General features: G+C 67.9%; 17 protein-coding genes. 3 read left to right on the plus strand and 14 right to left on the minus strand.

From position 1 onward, the window contains the following. The first annotated feature begins 20 nt into the window (after positions 1-20). Both ACCD11_RS01050 and ACCD11_RS01055 read left to right on the plus strand, forming a co-directional pair. A complete protein-coding gene (locus ACCD11_RS01050) occupies positions 21-1154 on the plus strand; it encodes a DSD1 family PLP-dependent enzyme (protein WP_413311806.1) in 1134 nt (377 codons plus the stop codon). A 355-nt stretch (positions 1155-1509) separates the two neighbouring features. Continuing rightward, entirely contained in the window at positions 1510-2475 is a 966-nt protein-coding gene (locus ACCD11_RS01055) for an MBL fold metallo-hydrolase (protein ID WP_413311808.1), read from the plus strand. 87 nt (positions 2476-2562) lie between these two features. On the opposite strand, the gene ACCD11_RS01060 is transcribed toward ACCD11_RS01055, so the two are convergent. From ACCD11_RS01060 to ACCD11_RS01075, 4 genes are all read right to left on the minus strand, one after another. Then, on the minus strand, positions 2563-3069 hold the full coding sequence (locus ACCD11_RS01060; RefSeq protein ID WP_413311810.1) for a GNAT family N-acetyltransferase: 507 nt from the start codon (positions 3067-3069) through the stop codon (positions 2563-2565). 58 nt (positions 3070-3127) lie between these two features. Beyond that, positions 3128-3475: a GFA family protein gene (locus ACCD11_RS01065; RefSeq protein WP_413311811.1), complete on the minus strand. Its 348-nt coding sequence runs from the start codon at positions 3473-3475 to the stop codon at positions 3128-3130. A gap of 53 nt (positions 3476-3528) precedes the next feature. Further along, positions 3529-3819 (minus strand): DUF1330 domain-containing protein, encoded by a 291-nt coding sequence (locus ACCD11_RS01070; RefSeq protein ID WP_056596913.1) that lies wholly within the window; start codon positions 3817-3819, stop codon positions 3529-3531. A 113-nt stretch (positions 3820-3932) separates the two neighbouring features. After that, positions 3933-5267, minus strand: coding sequence for a PLP-dependent aminotransferase family protein (locus ACCD11_RS01075; protein WP_413311813.1), 1335 nt, complete (start codon positions 5265-5267; stop codon positions 3933-3935). 95 nt (positions 5268-5362) lie between these two features. Between ACCD11_RS01075 and ACCD11_RS01080 the strand changes: the two genes are divergently transcribed. Continuing rightward, positions 5363-5965, plus strand: coding sequence for a DJ-1/PfpI family protein (locus ACCD11_RS01080; RefSeq protein WP_413311814.1), 603 nt, complete (start codon positions 5363-5365; stop codon positions 5963-5965). Between the two features lie 27 nt (positions 5966-5992). On the opposite strand, the gene ACCD11_RS01085 is transcribed toward ACCD11_RS01080, so the two are convergent. From ACCD11_RS01085 to ACCD11_RS01130, 10 genes are read right to left on the minus strand one after another with little or no spacing between them, the layout of a single operon-like run. After that, on the minus strand, positions 5993-7474 hold the full coding sequence (locus ACCD11_RS01085; RefSeq protein WP_413311816.1) for a mannose-1-phosphate guanylyltransferase/mannose-6-phosphate isomerase: 1482 nt from the start codon (positions 7472-7474) through the stop codon (positions 5993-5995). A 44-nt stretch (positions 7475-7518) separates the two neighbouring features. Next, positions 7519-8295: a LuxR C-terminal-related transcriptional regulator gene (locus ACCD11_RS01090; protein ID WP_007832138.1), complete on the minus strand. Its 777-nt coding sequence runs from the start codon at positions 8293-8295 to the stop codon at positions 7519-7521. Further along, entirely contained in the window at positions 8288-9511 is a 1224-nt protein-coding gene (galE, locus tag ACCD11_RS01095; protein WP_413311818.1) for a UDP-glucose 4-epimerase GalE, read from the minus strand. Before galE ends, ACCD11_RS01090 begins: the two co-directional genes overlap by 8 nt. Positions 9512-9541: 30 nt before the next feature. Continuing rightward, positions 9542-10789, minus strand: coding sequence for a glycosyltransferase WbuB (locus ACCD11_RS01100; protein ID WP_413311820.1), 1248 nt, complete (start codon positions 10787-10789; stop codon positions 9542-9544). Beyond that, the gene (locus ACCD11_RS01105) at positions 10786-12045 is read right to left on the minus strand and encodes a polysaccharide biosynthesis protein (protein WP_413311822.1); all 1260 of its coding nucleotides are present in this window, start codon (positions 12043-12045) and stop codon (positions 10786-10788) included. The genes ACCD11_RS01100 and ACCD11_RS01105 overlap by 4 nt, the downstream gene beginning before the upstream one ends. 13 nt (positions 12046-12058) lie before the next feature. Next, positions 12059-12997 (minus strand): hypothetical protein, encoded by a 939-nt coding sequence (locus ACCD11_RS01110; RefSeq protein ID WP_413311823.1) that lies wholly within the window; start codon positions 12995-12997, stop codon positions 12059-12061. A gap of 45 nt (positions 12998-13042) precedes the next feature. Further along, positions 13043-13972, minus strand: a complete 930-nt coding sequence (locus ACCD11_RS01115; protein WP_413311825.1) for a hypothetical protein — start codon at positions 13970-13972, stop codon at positions 13043-13045. A gap of 20 nt (positions 13973-13992) precedes the next feature. Further along, a complete protein-coding gene (locus ACCD11_RS01120; protein ID WP_413311826.1) occupies positions 13993-15069 on the minus strand; it encodes a glycosyltransferase in 1077 nt (358 codons plus the stop codon). Positions 15070-15083: 14 nt separating this feature from the next. Continuing rightward, positions 15084-16409, minus strand: coding sequence for a hypothetical protein (locus ACCD11_RS01125; RefSeq protein WP_413311827.1), 1326 nt, complete (start codon positions 16407-16409; stop codon positions 15084-15086). Between the two features lie 42 nt (positions 16410-16451). Next, positions 16452-17447 carry a GDP-L-fucose synthase family protein gene (locus ACCD11_RS01130; protein WP_042673190.1) on the minus strand — a complete coding sequence of 332 codons (996 nt, stop codon included), beginning with the start codon at positions 17445-17447 and terminating at the stop codon, positions 16452-16454. Between the last annotated feature and the right edge of the window lie 10 nt (positions 17448-17457).

A 17457-nucleotide genomic window follows, 5' to 3' on the forward strand; every position in this document is an offset into this window, starting at 1 on the left:
GAAACGTACAGTCGGTGGCCATGAGTACCCTTTCCACCATCGACACACCTGCCGCCCTCATCGAACAGGCGCGCATGCAGCACAACATCGCGCGCATGCAGCAGCGCATGAACGAACTCGGCGTGCGCTTTCGCCCGCACGTGAAGACCAGCAAATGCATCGACGTTGCCAAGGCGCAGTGCGGCGCGGGCGCGCAGGGCATCACCGTTTCCACGCTGAAGGAGGCCGAGCAGTTCCTCGCCGGGGGCTTCACCGACATCCTCTATGCCGTCGGCATGGCGCCGCACCGGCTGCCGCATGCGCTGGACCTGCGCCGGCGAGGCTGTGCGCTCGGCATCATCACCGACCGCGTGGAATCGGCGCGGGCGATTGCCGCGTTCGGCCGCGCGAACGGCGAAGTGTTCGACGTGCTGATCGAGGTCGACACCGACGGCCACCGCTGCGGCATCCGCCCCGAGGAAGACGCGCTGCTCGACGTGGCACACGCGCTGCACGACGGCGGCATGCGCCTTGGCGGCGTGATGACCCATGCCGGCTCCAGCTACGAGCTGGACACGCCAGAAGCCCTGAGGGCGATGGCCGAACAGGAGCGCTCGGGCTGCGTGCGCGCCGCACAGCGTCTGCGCGGCGCGGGCCTGCCATGTCCCGTGGTCAGCGTCGGCTCCACGCCCACGGCGCTGATGGCCCAGGCGCTCGACGGCGTGACCGAGGTGCGGGCCGGCGTGTACGTGTTCTTCGACCTCGTGATGCGCAACGTCGGCGTGTGCACCGAGGCCGACATTGCCTTGAGCGTGCTCACCACGGTGATTGGCCACCAGGCCGAAAAGGGCTGGGCCATCGTCGACGCGGGCTGGATGGCCATGAGCCGCGACCGCGGCACGCAGAAGCAGAAGCGCGACTTCGGTTACGGGCAGGTCTGCGGTATCGACGGCAAGGTGCTGGATGGCTACGTGCTCAGCGGTGCCAACCAGGAGCACGGCATCCTTTCGCGCGAAGGCGCGCCGGACGCGGACATCGCGGCGCGCTTTCCCATCGGCACGCGGTTGCGCATTCTGCCGAACCACGCCTGCGCGACGGGCGCGCAGTTTCCCGAATATCACGCGCTGTCGGAAGAGGGCGCGCTGAAGACCTGGGGACGGTTCCACGGTTGGTGACGCGCGCGTTGCGGAGCGGGCAACGAAGGCATCACCTCCGCTCACCGCATGGATGAACGATCGCTGCGCCTCGCAGCGGGTCATCGGTGCGCATGCATCGATGCGAACGCGAGGCAAGAAGGCGACGGCTGGGCGGGGGTTGAAGTTGAGTGCTGCAGCTTGTCGACAAACCTCACTGACAAGTTGGCGTTATAGGTGAAAACGCTCATGACCTCATCAAAAGTAGTTATATAAACTAACTATATATTTCGCATCTAGGACGAAACGCGACACCTGAACGTCCTGCCCGTCGCGGCCCGGACGTCGGCACCGCAGCGCCGGACTACTCCCCCATTCGCATATCAGGATGTTCTCCATGAGCCCTCTCTTCCGCGCCCTTCTGGTCGCCTTGGCCTTGCTTTTCACCGGTTGGACTTACGCCGACGATGGCGAGATAAAGGTTACTTTGCTCGGTACCGGCTCGCCCAACCCCAGCCCTGAGCGCTTTTCCATGAGCACTCTGGTTACCGCAGGCGGGCAGAACCTCCTGTTCGACGCCGGTCGCGGCTCATCAATCCGCCTGTGGCAGGCCGGGGTACCAATTGGCAAGCTCGATGCGGTCTTCCTTACTCACTACCACTCGGACCATACCGTCGGCCTGCCCGACATCTGGCTCACCGGTTGGATCGACACCCCCTACGGTCGACGCAAACAGCCTCTGAGGCTGATCGGCCCGAGCGGGGTGCTACCCCTGGCCCGGGGCTTGGAGGCCGCTTACGCCGACGACGTGACAACCCGGGTCGCCGACGAGCATCTCTCGGCCGACGCTGCGCGGATCGATGCTCGCGAGTTCAGCGGCAACGGCGTCGCGGTGTTCGAGCATGGCGGAGTCAGGGTCACGGCGTTCGAGGTCGACCATGGCGACAAGATCAAGCCGGCCTATGGCTACCGGATCGACTACAACGGCCACTCCGTGTTGATCTCAGGCGACACGCGGCGCAGCGACAATCTCGTGAAGTTCGCCACCGGCGTGGATCTGCTGATTCACGAAGTGTGCATGGTCAACGAGCAAGCCCTCGCTTCGAACCAAGGCTTCCAGGCCATCGTTGCCCACCACGTCACACCAGCCGATGCGGGTGCGGTCTTCACCGCAGCGAAGCCAAAGCTGGCGGTCTACAGCCACCTGGTGTTCCTGTCCGACACCAAATTCCCTCGTCCGACGGTGGACGCGCTGATCGAGCAGACGCGCAAGACGTACAACGGGCCGCTCGTCGTCGGCCAGGACCTGATGGCTTTTAGCGTCGGCGAAGAAGTAAAGCAACTGCCTTCGGCAGCTCGATGAGTCGCGTCATTCTTTGCGCGCCGCAGCTGCATCCGTGCGACCCTTGCGCTCGCCAGCAAAAGAACGCTCGGGTGAACCAGGCATTTCTCAGCAGTGAGACGCTTCGCACTGGTATAGCGCCGCTATGTAGCCGCTTTGCAGAACCCGTTGACCGACTTGAATGAACCCCTGCCGCTCGTAGTACCTGCAGAGACCGGCGTTCCTGGCGCTGCAGTCCAGCCGAAGGAACTGCCGCCCTTGCAGGAAGGTTTGGTGCAGCGCCCACTCGATAACCATCGCACCTATGCCTTGTCCGTGAACGCTACTTTCGACGGCGAGGCCGTGGATGTAGCCCGCGATCGGCTGCTGCTTGCCCCAGTAGTGCTCATCGTCCCATTGAAGGCAAGTCGTACCGACGGACCTGCCGTCCTGCCGGACGATGTACATCTGGCTCTCAGCCATCGCGTCGCGCACACGTTGTTCAGACCTTGCCTCGCTACCCCAAGCCATATCGCCGCGCTCGACTTTGTATTGGGTAGCGCCGTTCAGGATGGCGAGAAGATCTGCAACGTCGCCCAGTTCCGCTCTGCTCACTGAGATTGCACCCTTTTCCATCCCTCGCTCCTGTTGTGGGTGCGAATGGCTTTGACGGAGTTGCAGCAAGGGGCCGGGTTTACTTCGAACGTCCGTCGAAATGCTGTACCGGCACCGCCTCAAGGTCGATGCCCTCGAGGCAGCGGATGTTGATGGCCGCCATCTTGTTGCCCTTGGGATCGGTGCCTTCGCCGAAGGGATGGATGCCGCAGACCGGGCAGAAGCGATGCGAGATCACGTGCTTGTTGAACATGTAGTTGCTCATGTCCTCGGCTGGCGTCTTCAGCCTGAGCCGGTCGTGCGGCACGAACCACAACAACGACCCCTTGCGCTGGCACATCGAGCAGTTGCATGCCATTGCCCCTTGGATGTCGCCCTCGACTTCGAAAGCGATCCGGCCACAGTGACAGCTGCCTTGGTAGTTCATCGGTCCTCCAGAAGAAAATTCGCGCATTCCGCGCCCGCCTTGCCGGGGATTGTTCACACCCCTTCGATGATCCGCAGATCCCGTTCGGCACCGTCGCCCAGTGCAGCCAGCGCCGCTTGGTAGTCGGGGCTGTCATGAACGGATCTTGCATGATCGATGCTGTCGAATTCGACCAACACGGTGCGCTGGGCCAGTCCGAATTCGTAGACCTGGGCCGGCAGCCCTCGCGCCAGAAAGCGTCCGCCACCGGCGGTGATTGCCGGGCCGGCCAGCTTTGCGTAGGCCGCAAGTTTGTCGGCGTCCTTGATGGCACGGTATGCACTGACCCAGTAGGCTTTTGCCATGGTGATTTCTCTCAGGTTGGGGAGCAGGCAATATAGCTTGCGATGGCTCCTCGCCACCACTCGCCGGCATGGACACCCCCGATGAAACGGCCGTGTCGCCTCTGCAGGCACTCTCAGAAGGACTGTTCCGCAATCACCCGGCGCACCGTCCGCAATGCACTGCGCAGGCTGTCCAACCCGACGGAGCCGAGCGCCAGCCGCAGCGCATGCGGCACGTGCTGCGAGGCGGAAAAAGGCTCGGCCGTCGACACCGACACGCCATCGCGCATCAGCGCCGCCGCGACGCGGTCGGCGCGCGTTTCTTCCGGCAAGGGCAGCCAGACGAAGTACGACGCCGGGTGGCACACGCAGCGCAGCCCGGCGAGCGCGTCGCCGGCAATGGCCTGCCGCGTCGCGGCGTCGTGCCGTTTCTCGGATTCGAGCCGGCCGACGGTGCCGTCCTCCAGCCACGCGCAGGCGATTGCCGTGGTCACGCCGGGGTTGCACCAGGTCGTGGCCCGGATCGACCGTTCGATCTTCGGCACCCAGGCTTCCGGGGCTACGACGAAGCCCACGCGCAGCCCGGTCGCCACGCTCTTGGACAAGCCCGAGACGTACACGGTCGTCTCCGGTGCCAGCGTTGCCAGCGGGGGAGGCGGGTCGTCGGCCAGAAAGGCGTAGGCCGCGTCTTCGATGACGAGCAGGCCGTGCCGCCGCGCGATGGCGGCCAGGCGGCGGCGCCGGCTCGCACTCATCACCCAGCCGAGCGGGTTGTGCAAGGTCGGCATGGTGTAGACGGCCCGCACGCGGCGCTGCGTGCACAGGCGCTCCAGCGCGTCAAGGTCGGGTCCCTGGCCGGATGCCGGAATGGGTGCCAGCTCCAGCCGCTGCGCCTCGGCGAGCACCTTGAAGCCCGGGTAGGTGAGGGCATCGACCGCGATCACGTCGCCCGGCTGCAGCAGCGCCATGACCGTCACTGCCAACCCGTGCTGCGCGCCGTCGACGATCAGCACCCTCGACGGTTCGGCCGCCAGCCCGCGCGACTCGAGGTGCCGCGCAACGCGGGCGCGTTCGTGCATCCGGCCGCCATGGGGCGCATAGCGCAGCATCGCTTCCAGTTCGCCGCCGGCGGCAAGCTGGCGCAATGCGCCGCGCAGCAGCTCGGCCTGTCCGGGCAGCGAGGGGTAGTTGAAGTTCAGGTCCACCAGGCCCGCGGCCACGGCCTGCTGGTCGATACCCAGTCCGCGAGGCCGCACGGTCTCGCGCACGAAGGTGCCGCGGCCGACCTCGCCGCTGACCAGCCCCATGGCCTCGAGCTCCGCATAGACGCGCGATGCAGTGACCAGCGCCAGCCCGTGGCGTTCGGCCAGCCGCCGGTGCGTGGGCAGGCGGGTGCCGGGCTGCAGGCGCCCCGCGCGGATCTCGGCAGCGAGTTGATCGACCAGTTGCTTGTAGCGGGCTTCGGCCATCGCGGGATGTATCCATGACAATTTTTTGATTGTATTGATCGTCTCTCCTACGATGGGCGCGCCCCTTCTTCCAACGCACGAACTCCACGGACACCATGCACATCGCGATCCTTACCTTCGACGGCTTCAATGAACTTGATTCGCTCATCGCGCTCGGCGTCCTCAACCGGATCAAGAAGCCGGACTGGCGCGTGAGCCTGTGCTGCCCGACGGCGGAAGTCACGTCGATGAACGGCGTGACTGTTCGTGCGCAGTCCCTGCTCGAAGACGCGCGCCATGCGGATGCGGTCGTCGTCGGCAGCGGCATCCGGACGCGCGATGTCGTCGCCAGTCCCGAGCTGATGGGGCGCCTCGCGCTCGATCCGGCGCGCCAGCTGATCGCGGCCCAGTGCTCGGGCACGTTGATCCTGGCGAAGCTGGGCCTCGTGGGCAGCGTGCCGGCCTGCACCGACCTGACCACCAAGCCGTGGGTGCAGGAGGCGGGGGTGGAAGTGCTGAACCAGCCCTTTTATGCGCGCGGCAATGTCGCCACCGCGGGCGGCTGCCTTGCTTCTCCCTATCTGGCCGGCTGGATCATCGCCCGCACCGAGGGGCTCGAAGCCGCCACCGCGGCGCTTCACTACGTCGCCCCCGTGGGCGAGAAGGAAGCCTACGTTGCCAATGCGCTGAAGAACATCACGCCGTACCTGCCCCGATGACATTCGGATTCGGCTGAACGCGGAAATTCAGTGGTCCACGGGCGCCTGCAGCACCGCGGTCGCGCCCGATCCGGCCGACGCGTCCGCCAGTATCCTGGCCGGCCCGCAGCGGCCGTAGGTGTCGTCGAAGCGCACGATGTCGTCCTCGCCCAGGTAGCCGCCGGTCTGCACCTCGATCACCTCGAGCACGGTCTTGCCCGGGTTCTCCAGCCGGTGGATCGCTCCCGAGGGCAGGTAGATCGATTCGTTCTCTCGCACCAGCGTGACTTCGCCGTTGCAGGTGGCCCGCGCCGTGCCCTGCACGACGATCCAGTGCTCCGCGCGGTGGTGGTGCATCTGCAGCGACAGCTTGCCGCCGGGCTTGACGGTCAGGCGCTTGACCTGGAAGCGCTCGCCCAGGTCGATGCTGTCGTACGCGCCCCAGGGCCGCACCACGCGGCGGTGCTGGGTGGCCTCGGCGCAGCCTTCCCGCACGAGCTTGCGCACGACGTCAGCCACCTGCTCGGCGCAGCCCACGCCGGCCACCAGCACGGCGTCGGGCGTGTCCACGATGATCAGGTCTTCGGTGCCCAGCGCCACCACCGGCCGGTGCGGCGCGTGGATGAAGGTGTTGCGCGAATTCAGCGCGCTGGCCTTGCCGCTCAGGCGGTTGCCCGCATCGTCCGCCGGATGCAGGCTGGCAACCGCGTTCCAGCTGCCGACGTCGCTCCAGGCGCCTTCGAATTTCACGACCGCGATGTCCTTGTGCTTTTCGAGCACGGCGTAGTCGATGCTGTCGGCGCGGCAGCCCTCGAAGGCAACGGGCTCCAGCCGCAGAAAGCTGCCGTCGGCAGCCACCGCGGCGGTGGCATGTTCGCAGGCCAGGAGGATGTCGGGCGCGTGCTCGCGCAGCGCCGCGACCAGCGTGCGCGCCTGCACGAGGAAGATGCCCGCGTTCCAGCTGTAGCCGCCGTGCAGGATCAGTGTTTCGGCCACCGCCGCCGTCGGCTTTTCCACAAAGCGCGCGACGGCCTGGCTGCGCCCGTCGGCCGAGGGCTCGCCGGCCTCGATGTAGCCGTAGGCGGTGCTCGGAAAACTCGGCACCACGCCGAAGGTGACGATCTTGCCGGCCAGTGCTGCCTTGACGCCGGTGCGCACGGTGCGGGCGAACAGCGCGGTGTCTGGAATGTGGTGGTCGGCCGGCGCGAACAGCAGCAGGTCGCCGGGATCGGCCAGCAGCGCGGCCGAGGCCATGGCCGCGGCGGTGTTGCGCGCCACCGGCTCCAGGATCTGCCGGCCCGTGGCATTGGCGTTCTCCAGCGTTTCCTTCACCAGGAAGCGATGGTCTTCCGACGTGATGCAGGTGATGTCGCGGTTCAGCACCGACAGTCGTTCGAGCGTGAGGTGCAGCAGGCTCTTGCCGCCGACCAGCGGCGCGAACTGCTTGGGCAGCGCCTTGCGCGACAGCGGCCACAGCCGCGTGCCGCTGCCGCCGCACAGAACCACGGGATGGATGAGAGGGGTTGTCATGATGGCCTGCCTGCGTTTCTTTTTGAGGGAGTGGGAAGAGGGCTTCAGATCAGCCCTGAGTACGCCGCGTAGCTCACGGCCTGCGCACGCGAATGCACGTGCAGTTTCTTGTAGATGTTCTTGATGTGCGCGTTGACGGTCTGGCCCGAGATGCCGAGCTTGGTGCCGATCTCGTCGGTGACGTGGCCGCGCGCCACGCAGCGCAGGATCTCGCACTCGCGGGCCGTCAGTGTCGCCTCGCGCGCGGGCGGCTCCACCGACGGCGGCATGTTGCCGGGCCGATGGATCAGTCGCGAGAGCAGCCGCCGCGCCAGCCGCGGCGTGATGGCCGCGCCACCGTTGACCACCTGCAGCACGGCCTGGGAAAAGCTCTGCAGCCAGGCGTCCTTCAGCAGGTAGCCGGTGGCGCCCAGTTCGAAGGCATGCAGCACGTGCGCCTCGTCCTCCATCGCGGAAATCACGATGATCTCTCCCGCGCGGTGGAGTTCGCGGGCCTCCTGGATCAGCTCGAAGCCGCTGCCGTCGCCCAGCCGCAGGTCGACCATCAACACGTCGAACTCGTGCGTGACCAGCAGCCGGCGGCCGTCGCGCAGGCTGCCGGCCTGGCCTTCGAGCTGGATGCGCAGGTCCGACAGCAGTTCCTGCGCGATGACCCGGCGCATGAACTCGTCGTCGTCGACGAGCAGCACGCGCACCGGCGCGTTTTCCTGCCCCCTCAGGAAACCGGGCCATAGCGGCGCGGCGGGCGCGCAGACACCCGGTGGATACCCCGAGCGGCCAGCGGCCTGCTCGCCAGGAGATGAGGATGCGTTTTCAGGCATGGCTGTGTCCCGGTTTGGAGTTGATGCTCGTGCTGGTGTTGTCCTGGAAGCGCGGCAGGCCCGAGGCATGGGCCGGTGCCGGGTCGTCGAAACCATGCGGATTCGCGGCCTGCCAGCGCCAGCTGTCCGCGCACATCTGGTCGAGGTCGCGGCGCGCGCGCCAGCCGAAGGCCTGCCAGGCGCCGCGCGCATCGGCCCAGTAGGCGGGTGCGTCTCCTGGTCGGCGCGGCCCGATGCGCAGCGCGATGCGGCGGCCGCTCGCGCGCTCGAAGGCCGACACCACCTCCAGCACCGATGCGCCGCGGCCGGTGCCGAGGTTGGCCATGAGAATGCCGGGCCGGCGGGGGGCCGGGGGGGGGGGCGCCCCCCCGGGCGGCGCGGCCCCGCCGCACGGGGGGGGGGGGGGGGCCCCCGCGGGGGGGGGCGGGGGGGGGCCTTCTTCCGGGGGGGGGGGGGGGCCCGGGGGGCCCCGCCCCCCCGGGGCCCCCGCGGCCACGTCCATCACGTGCACGTAGTCGCGCACGCCGGTGCCGTCGACGGTGTCGTAGTCGGCGCCATGCACCACCAGGCATTCGCACTGGCCGGCCGCGACCTGCGCGATGTAGGGCATCAGGTTGTTGGGCGGCCCGTGCGGCCGCTCGCCGAGCAGCCCGCTTTCGTGCGCGCCGATGGGGTTGAAGTAGCGCAGGCAGGCGATGCTCCAGCGCGCGTCGGCCCGAGCCAGGTCGGCCAGCATGCTTTCCACCATTGCCTTGGTGCGGCCGTAGGGGTTCACCGCAGCGTACGGCGCGCTTTCCGCGATCGGCGAGGGCTGCGAGTCGCCGTACACCGTGGCCGACGAGGAAAACACCAGCGTGCGCACGCCGGTCCGGTCCATGGCCTGCACCAGCGCCAGCGTGCCGGCGAGGTTGACGTCGTAGTAGCTCACCGGGTCGACCATCGATTCGCCGACCGCCTTCAGGCCGGCGAGATGCACCACCGCTGCGACGTCGTACGCCGCGAACACCCGGTCGAGCGCCACCGCGTCGCGCACGTCGCCGCACACGAGGACGGGCTCGACGCCCGTGATGCACGCCACCCGCTGCAGCGAACGCGCGTCGCTGTTGACGAGCGTGTCGAGCACCACCGGCAGGTAGCCCGCCGCGATCAGCGCCACGCAGGTATGGCTGCCGATGAATCCGGCGCCGCCGGTCACGAGAATTCTGGGTGCGCGCATGGTCGTGGTCCTGGTGTGCGGCGCGTTTCGTCAGCGCGCGATGCAGCGCTGCAGTTCCTCTTCGAGGCGCAGCAGGATGGTGTCGCGGTCCAGCTCTTCCTCCGCGAAGCGGCGGCCGGCCGAGCCCAGCAGATCGCGCGTCGCGGGCGACATGGAGAGCTGTTCGATGGCATCGGCCAGCGCTGCCGCGTCGCCAGGCTCGACCACCACGCCGCGGCCCCATACGGCCTCGCTGAGCGCGGTGCCGGCGTGCGCGGTGACGATCACGGCGCGGCCGCTCGCGAACATGCCGCCGAGCTTCGACGGCATGACGAGGTCCGCGGCATCGGCGCGCTGGGGCAGCACGTGGATGTCGGCCATGCCCAGCAGTTCGTTGAATCGCTCGGCCGGCTGCAGGTCGAGAAAATGCGTGTTGGTCAGCCGGACGCAGGCGTCCATCAGCGAGGCGCGGCTCGGTCCGTTGCCGCAGAACACGAAGTGGATGCCGTGAGAGCAGATCAGCAGGCGCGCCGCCTCGGCCAGCAGCTCGATGCCCTGCTTGCTGCCGAGGCTGCCCGCATAGAGCACCACCACTGCGTCGGCCGGAATGTTCAGCTCGGCCCGATAGCCCTGCGGCGGCACGCCTTCGGCCACCGCCGGCCTTGCGACAGGCTGGATGGCCTCCACGTCGACCCAGTTCGGAAACAGCACCAGTTGGGCCTCGTCCACGCCTTTTTCCAGGGCCTTGGCGCACATCGTGGACGAGATGCTCGAGACCCGGTCGAACCGCTGCATGAGCCAGCGCTCGGCCGCCAGCGCGAAGCGCCGCACCCGTTCGCCGCGCACCCAGCCGAGGTCAAATGCCGCGTCCACCTCGTAGTCCTGGATGTGCAGCCACGACCGGATGCCGAGCAGCTTCGCAAAGCACAGGGCGGCCGGCGTGCAGGAAATGGGCGGCTCCACGACGAACACCACGTCGGGCTTCCAGCGCAGCTGCGCCAGAAGCGACGGAATGCTCGACAGCGTGAAGGACAGCAGGTGCCCGATGCGCCCCAGCGCACGGGGCTTCGACGGTACCCAGGTGGGCGCGCGCCAGACCGTGACACCGTTCCAGCCAGTCTTGCGCCAGCTCCACGCCGAGTAGCCCTCGAACACCGACCATTGCGGAAAGAAGGGCGGCGACGCAATCACCCGCACCTCGTGTCCGCGGCCGTGCAGCCACTCAGCCATCTCGCCCGAGTACTTGCCGATGCCGGCCAGCTCGGGCGCGAAGTTCATCGAGTAGAGGAGGATCTTCACGATGCCTGCCTCCGCGCCAGCAGGCGCAGCAGGGGGAAGAAGCCGAGATGCAGGCGCATGCGTGTTTCGTACAGCGCGAGGTCGGTCGCACAGGCGATGAAGAACACGTAGTGCGGCTTGCCCGGAAACATCGCCGCCACCGCGACGTAGGACGCCAGCCGCAGGGCAACCTCCAGCAGCGCCCACCGGCCGAGCGACCCCATCGAGGTCTTCAGCGAGAGCACCATTTCGTGATGGATCGTGTAGGTGCGCAGCAGGAAGTACGGCGCAATGCACAGGAAGATGGAGCGCGCCTCGTTGCCCAGCTTGAGCAGCGGCGCAGCCACCGAGATGAGGGCGGCCAGCCCGACGAAGAGCCCGCAGCCCAGCAGGAAGGAATACTTCGCGAGGCGCAGCTTTTCCGCGGAGAAGTTGTGCGCATCCGTCTCCAGCATCGCGGGTGTCTTCGTCACGAGAAAAGCCTGCACGAACTGCGACGGCGCCTCGGCCAGCAGGAAGGCGATCTTGAAGGCCCCCACGTAGCCGAGCGGCATGAAGTACGCCACGATGAGCAGGTCCGATTTGCGCAGCAGGAACATGAGCAGCGAGTACATCGTTGCGCCGGCCTGCGACGCCAGCCCGAGCGCAGCCCGCCCGGCCGGTGGCGCCGCTCCGTTGCCCGGCAGGCCGATGGCCAGGCGAACCACCACCACGGCGAACAGGTTGATGAGCAGCAGGTGCGCCACGCCCAGCTCGAAGCGCACCGCCACGCAGAGGCCCACGCCGGCGACCAGGATGGTCGAGCGGATGCCGGTCTCCAGGTTGAGCAGCCCTGCGTGGCCGAGGCCGCGGCTGAACGAGAGGCGCAGGCTGTTGAATGCGAAGACCGCCAGCGTGGCAATCACGAGCAGGAAGGGCGCGTCGCCCACCGGCATGTGCTGCACCGCGAGGATCACGGTCGCCAGCATCGCGGCCAGCGGCAGCCCGATGGCCAGCGTGCGCACCACGTCGCCGCGCGTGACGCCCGGCGGTACGGTGGCCGCATTGCGCGAGAACAGCAGCGAGCTGCCCAGCGTGCCCACGACCAGCGCCACTTCCATGACCGACTGGTAGATGGAGTACTCGCCGAAGCGCGCCGGGGAAATGCTCGCCGCCATCAGGAAGATGGCCAGGAAACCCGACAGGTACACATACAGCCGCGAAGCCAGCGCGCCCACGCCCGAAAGCCAGGCCATGCGGGCGCCGGGCAGTGCGAGTTGCGGGCTGAAGTGCTTCATGGCGCAGGCCGGTTCAGGGTTGCTTGCTGGCCGAGGCGCGGGGCGCGCGGCGCGGGTCGAAGACCCGGCGCGCGAACGCCGCGGCCCGGAACGCATTGTTCCTGGCGCGGCGTGCCATCTGCAGCACGAAGGTCACGCCCGCCACGGCGTACGTATGGCCGCGCAGTGCGTAGGGCATGGCCATCTTGGCGCTGCCCTGGAAGTGCAGCGCCACCACGCGCGTCATGTCGCCGGTCGTGCTCGTCAGCCAGGCCTTGCCCTCGCGGTACGCGATGCGCTTGGCGCCGCCCAGGACCTTGAACTCCCGCTGCAGCTGGTTGTGCATGCCGTTGATGTTGTGGTCGATGACGGTGCCGTCGAGCACGCGGTTGATGGGCGCGTCGTTGCCCGTGGCGTGGGCCCAGAGGTAGAGCAGTGTCATGTCCGACACGCCGCCGCGCACGCCCCGCGCGGCAAAGCGCGCGGCAATCTCGCGCAGCTTCCTGCGTCCCGACGGGGTGGCGTAGCAGTCGAGCACGTAGGCCACGAACTGGCGCAGGCCGTTCGCGGTCCAGTAGCTCACGTGCGGCGAGATCTGGCAGTGGTTCCAGCCGTCCGAGGTCTGCATGCAGGAACCCGAAAAATCGGCCTTGCCCGCGAGCCGGGCGACATGCGGCCCGGCCCCCTGGAAGAGCAGCACGTCGCTGTCGATCAGCGTGAACTCGCGCACTTCCGGGTTGGATTCCAGAAACCGCGCTAGAAGAAAGTAGCGCCGGAAGCAGATCTTCTCGAACTCGGGCGAGTTGCTCGACAGATGCACGTACGACCGGCAGAAGCGTTCGTAGGCCGGGCCGGCGTCGGTGCTTGAGAGCACGAGAAGCGGCTCGCCGGCCAGCGCGGCCGATTCGCGGCACAGCGCGAGCGTCTTGTTCTGGCGGTCTTCCACGACGATGAAGGGCAAGGATGGATTCATGGCTCTTGTTTGAGGGGTGAGGGGATGTGACAGCACTCGTTGAATTCAGGGGGTGCGCGCCGTGACGCTCTTCATCAGCGCGACATGCGCGGGAAGAAAACGGCCGGTGGCATCGACGGGCATGTCCAGCGTGAAGAGGCCGCGCGCGGCGGCCGCTTCCGAGATCCAGTTGCGCAGCTGCGTGGCCGAGAAGCGCGCCGGCGCCTCGCGGCCCCACGAGGCACTCAGCGGCGTGAGCACGTGGAGCGCCAGCTCCGACGGCGGGGCCGAGAGACGCGCGGGCGGCTGCATGTACTCGCCGGCCATCAGGTTCTGGCAGGGCGCCGATTTCGCGCTGAAGTGCTCCGCGCCTTCCCCCGCGTTGAAGGCCAGCCAGCGGTTGCCCCCGCCCGCGCGGGCTGCGCTGCACAGCAGCTCCCAGCCGGCCGGCGTGATGCCCTTCGTGTTGTAGGTGCCGTCGAACCACCAGCCGCTCACGAGCGAGCCGTAGCGTTCCGACCAGTCGCGGATCACGCTCGACCAGGCGGCGATGAAGCGCGCGGGCGGCGGCTCCTGTTCGGACACGTCGCCCAGGCATTCCATCAGCGCGCGGTCGCCCTGCGGCGCGCGGAACGGCAGGTAGAGGATCAGCGCAATGCCGCGGCTGCGAAGCGCCTGGCCGATTTCCATCGGCAGGTCGCGCGGCGAACGGTTGCCTGCGCTGGCCGGGCAGAGCGCTTCGAGCGCGGCATTGGGCGCGATGTACTGGCCGTTGTTCTGCCCGAGCGTCAGGATCAGGTGCGAGGCGCGCATGTCCGCCAGTGCCGACGCGAAGGCTTCGACGTCGAAGCGCCCGATCTCGCTGATCGACTGCTTGTCGGGCAGGTAATGCACCATCACGCCGAAGCCCGGCACCGGGCCGCCCGCAGGCTGCGCACGGCCGGCCAGCGGCAGTGCCGCCAGCTGGAACGACAGCAGCGCCGCGAGAAATCGCATGGCGCGGAGCGGCCGCTTCGTCATGGCATGGCCCTGGCGAGCGACAGCGTGCCGCGCTTGAGCATCAGGTAGCGGCCCGCGATGGTGGCGGGCGCGCAGGCGGCGGCATGCGCCCATACCGGATGCGTGCGTTCGTGGTGGGCAAGGTGCTTGGCGAGCCGGAAGGGGTCGCTGGAAGCGCTCCCCACGAAGAAGCCGTAGCCCTCGAACAACTCGCGGTGCACCGGAATGTCCGACAGCAGCAGCGGCACGCCCAGCGTCGCCGCTTCGGCCGCCGAGAGGTTGAAGCCCTCGAAGGTGGACAGCGAGATGAAAGCGGTGGCGCCCTGGTAGAGCCGCAGCAGTTCGTCGCGCGACACCAGCCCCCGGTGCCGCACGAAGCCGCGCACCTCGGGCGCCAGCGCGGCCACCATGCGCTCGACCTCGGCCGCGCCGTTGCCGGTGATGTCGAGGTAGTCGACGAGGCCGGCGCGCCGCATGCGCTCGAACAGCGTGAGGATGCCGCCGAAGTTCTTGTGCGGGTAGTAGTGGTAGGCGGCGATGAGGTAGCGCTCGTTCGGCGTCGCGGCGGGCGTCGCGGCGACCCGGGGCGCGTCCACCGGGTTGAAGATGACTGTCGAATGCTCGCAGCGGCCGAAGTGGCGCTCGAAGTCGCGCTGGCTGCTGCGGCTGATGAAGACCACGTCCGCCGCGCTGCGTGCCGCGCGCCACAGGCTCCAGTCCAGGAAGAGGCGCTTGCTGCGCTTGAAGTACTGCGGGTAGGCCTTGTACTGCAGGTCGTGGACGATGACGATCGAATTGCGGTGCCGCCCGAAAAGCGTGACCGGCAGGAAGTAGTTGGGAAAGAGTGAGTACAGCCGCTCCCCCGTCAACAGCGTGCGCAGGCAGTGGAAGTTGTAGAGCAGCGTGTCGAGGATGAAGCGGCTGATCTTCAGGCGCTGCGCCAGGGCGAACAGGCGCGGATGCCGCTCGCTCACCGGTTCGACCCGGTCGTCCTGCGACAGCCGCATGTGGCGAAGCAGCACCTCGGACACATTGAGCACGCCGCCGGCCGCCTTGTTGAGCCGCACGGTGTCGTAGTAGAGGTAGGTGGCCATGGCGATGCCCCTCTTCATGCACTCGGAAGGCCATGCCGCACGGCGCGCGGGAGCGGGCGGCGGGCGCGGGAACTCAGGGCGCCGGCAATGAGCGCGGCGATCAGGCCCGAAGCCGCGAACGGACCCCAGCCCAGGATCGGGCCGCGCATGAACGGCACGTAGGCCGCGAGCAGCACCAGCGCCGACAGGTAGGCGCCCGACAGCGGCCGGTTCGGATCGATGGCGCGGTCGACCATGCGAAAGCCCGCCGAGATCGCAAAGCCGAACAGCGCCGGCCCCGCCAGGCCGAAGTCGAAGTACGCCGTGGTGAAGGGCGGCAGCGACAGGTTGCTCTGGGAGAAGTTGCCGAGGATGGCCGACCAGCCGAGCGGGTCGAAGTCGGGAAACATCTTCAGGTCGCGCGGCAGGAAGAAAGAGAACGCCGAGAGCAGGTAGCGGCCCCAGCCGAGGTCCGGAATGGGCGCGCGCTCCAGGATGCCCGCGACAACGAACATGGCGTCGAAGTCCTGGCTGAACGGGAAGGTCGTGAGCTCCTCGCCCCACATGCTGCCGCGCGAGATCAGGTTCAGCACCGGGCCCAGGCCGGCGATGGAACCGAAGATCACCCCTGCGAGCAGCCAGCGCCGGCCGCGCCCCAGCCCATGGATGAGCAGCGGCAGCAGCCCGATCAGCAGGACCTGCCGCGCCGTGTTCACCGGGTTGGCCGCGGCCAGCGCCAGGCCGAACGCCAGGCCCGCCGCGCACCACGACCACAGCGTGCGGCGGCGCACCGCGTGGATGGCCAGCGCCACGAAGCACAGCAGAACCACCAGCTTGGGCAGCGTGGAATAGAAGATGTAGTCGATCGGCACGTTGTCTTCACCGCTGGCACCGCCCACGACGCCGCGCGCCACGAAGTTGAGTTCGGGCCTGATGAACAGCGAGGCGAAGGCGGCCAGCGAGCAGCTCAGCAACAGAAGAAGGGGGTGGGCCACGCCGACCAGCCGCCGGTCGTGGGCTCCCGGCAGGTGCTCGGGCGCGTCGGGCACGCCCAGCCGCGCGGCCTCCACGCCGGCCATGTACAGCAACAGGAGCATCAGCGCCTGGGTGTACGCGTCCGTGCGCATGACGCCGGCCTCCCAGAACTCGACGTCCTGCGAGATCTGCATCGCCGGCGCGATCGAGAAGTAGGTGAGGATCGTCGCGTAGTGGATCAGCAGGAACACGCTGCCGCCGGAGGAGCCCAACATCGAGAGCTGGATCAGCGACAGCGCGAACACCGCCGCATAGCCCCACACCGGATCGACCAGGCCGCACAGCATGGCGCAGACGATGCCGGACCAGAAGGAGAGGGTTCGCATGGCGGGCTGCCGTGGGTGGGTCGATGGATGGGTTGGAACGGTTCAGGCGTGCACGTGCGCCTGGACCGGGTTGCTTTCCTCGAGCGGCCGGGGCGCCTTCTGGTAGTCGGCGTAGGTGCGGCGAAGTCCCTCTGCCAGCGGCACGGTCGCGTGCCAGCCGAGGCTGGCGGCGCGCGACACGTCCAGCAGCTTTCTCGGCGCGCCGTCGGGCTGCGCGAGGTCGTAGCGGATGCTGCCGGTGTAGCCCACGACTTCGCTGATCAGCTCGGTGAGCTCGGCGATCGACACGTCTTCGCCGGTGCCGAGGTTGATGTGCCCGCGCATCGCGTCGGTCTGCCGGTCGTAGTCGGCGCGCGACAGGTTCATCACCTCGAGGCAGCCTTCGACCATGTCGTCGACGTACAGGAACTCGCGCCGTGCGCGCCCGCTGCCCCAGATCAGCACGCTGGGCGCGTTGCTGATCTTGGCCAGGTGGAAGCGCTGGATCAGCGCCGGCACCACGTGGCTGTTCTCCAGGTGGTAGTTGTCGCCGGGGCCGTACAGGTTGGTCGGCATCACGCTGCGGTAGTCGATGCCGTGGCTGGCCCCGTACTGGCGGTTGTAGCTCTCGCACAGCTTGAGGCCCGCGATCTTGGCGATCGCATAGGGCTCGTTGGTGGGTTCGAGCTTGCCGTTGAGCAGGTACTCCTCGCGGATCGGCTGCTCGGCCATGCGCGGGTAGATGCAGCTGGAGCCGAGGAACAGCAGCCGCTTCACGCCCGACACGAAGGCCTGGTGCGTGACGTTGGTGGCGATCGTCAGGTTCTCGTAGATGAACTGCGCGGGATAGGTCATGTTGGCGTGGATGCCGCCGACCTTGGCGGCTGCCAGGTAGACCTGGTCGATCTGCTCCGTCGCGAAGAAACGGGCCACTGCCGCCTGGTCGAGGAGGTCGAGTTCGCTGTGGGTTCGTGTCACCACGTCGTGGCCCAGTTCGCGCAGCCGCCTTGCCGTCGCCTGACCCACCAAGCCGCGATGACCTGCAACAAAGATTCGCATATGAGCTTTC

The organism is Variovorax sp. Varisp36, assembly GCF_047304235.1.
Lineage (GTDB): Bacteria > Pseudomonadota > Gammaproteobacteria > Burkholderiales > Burkholderiaceae_C > Variovorax.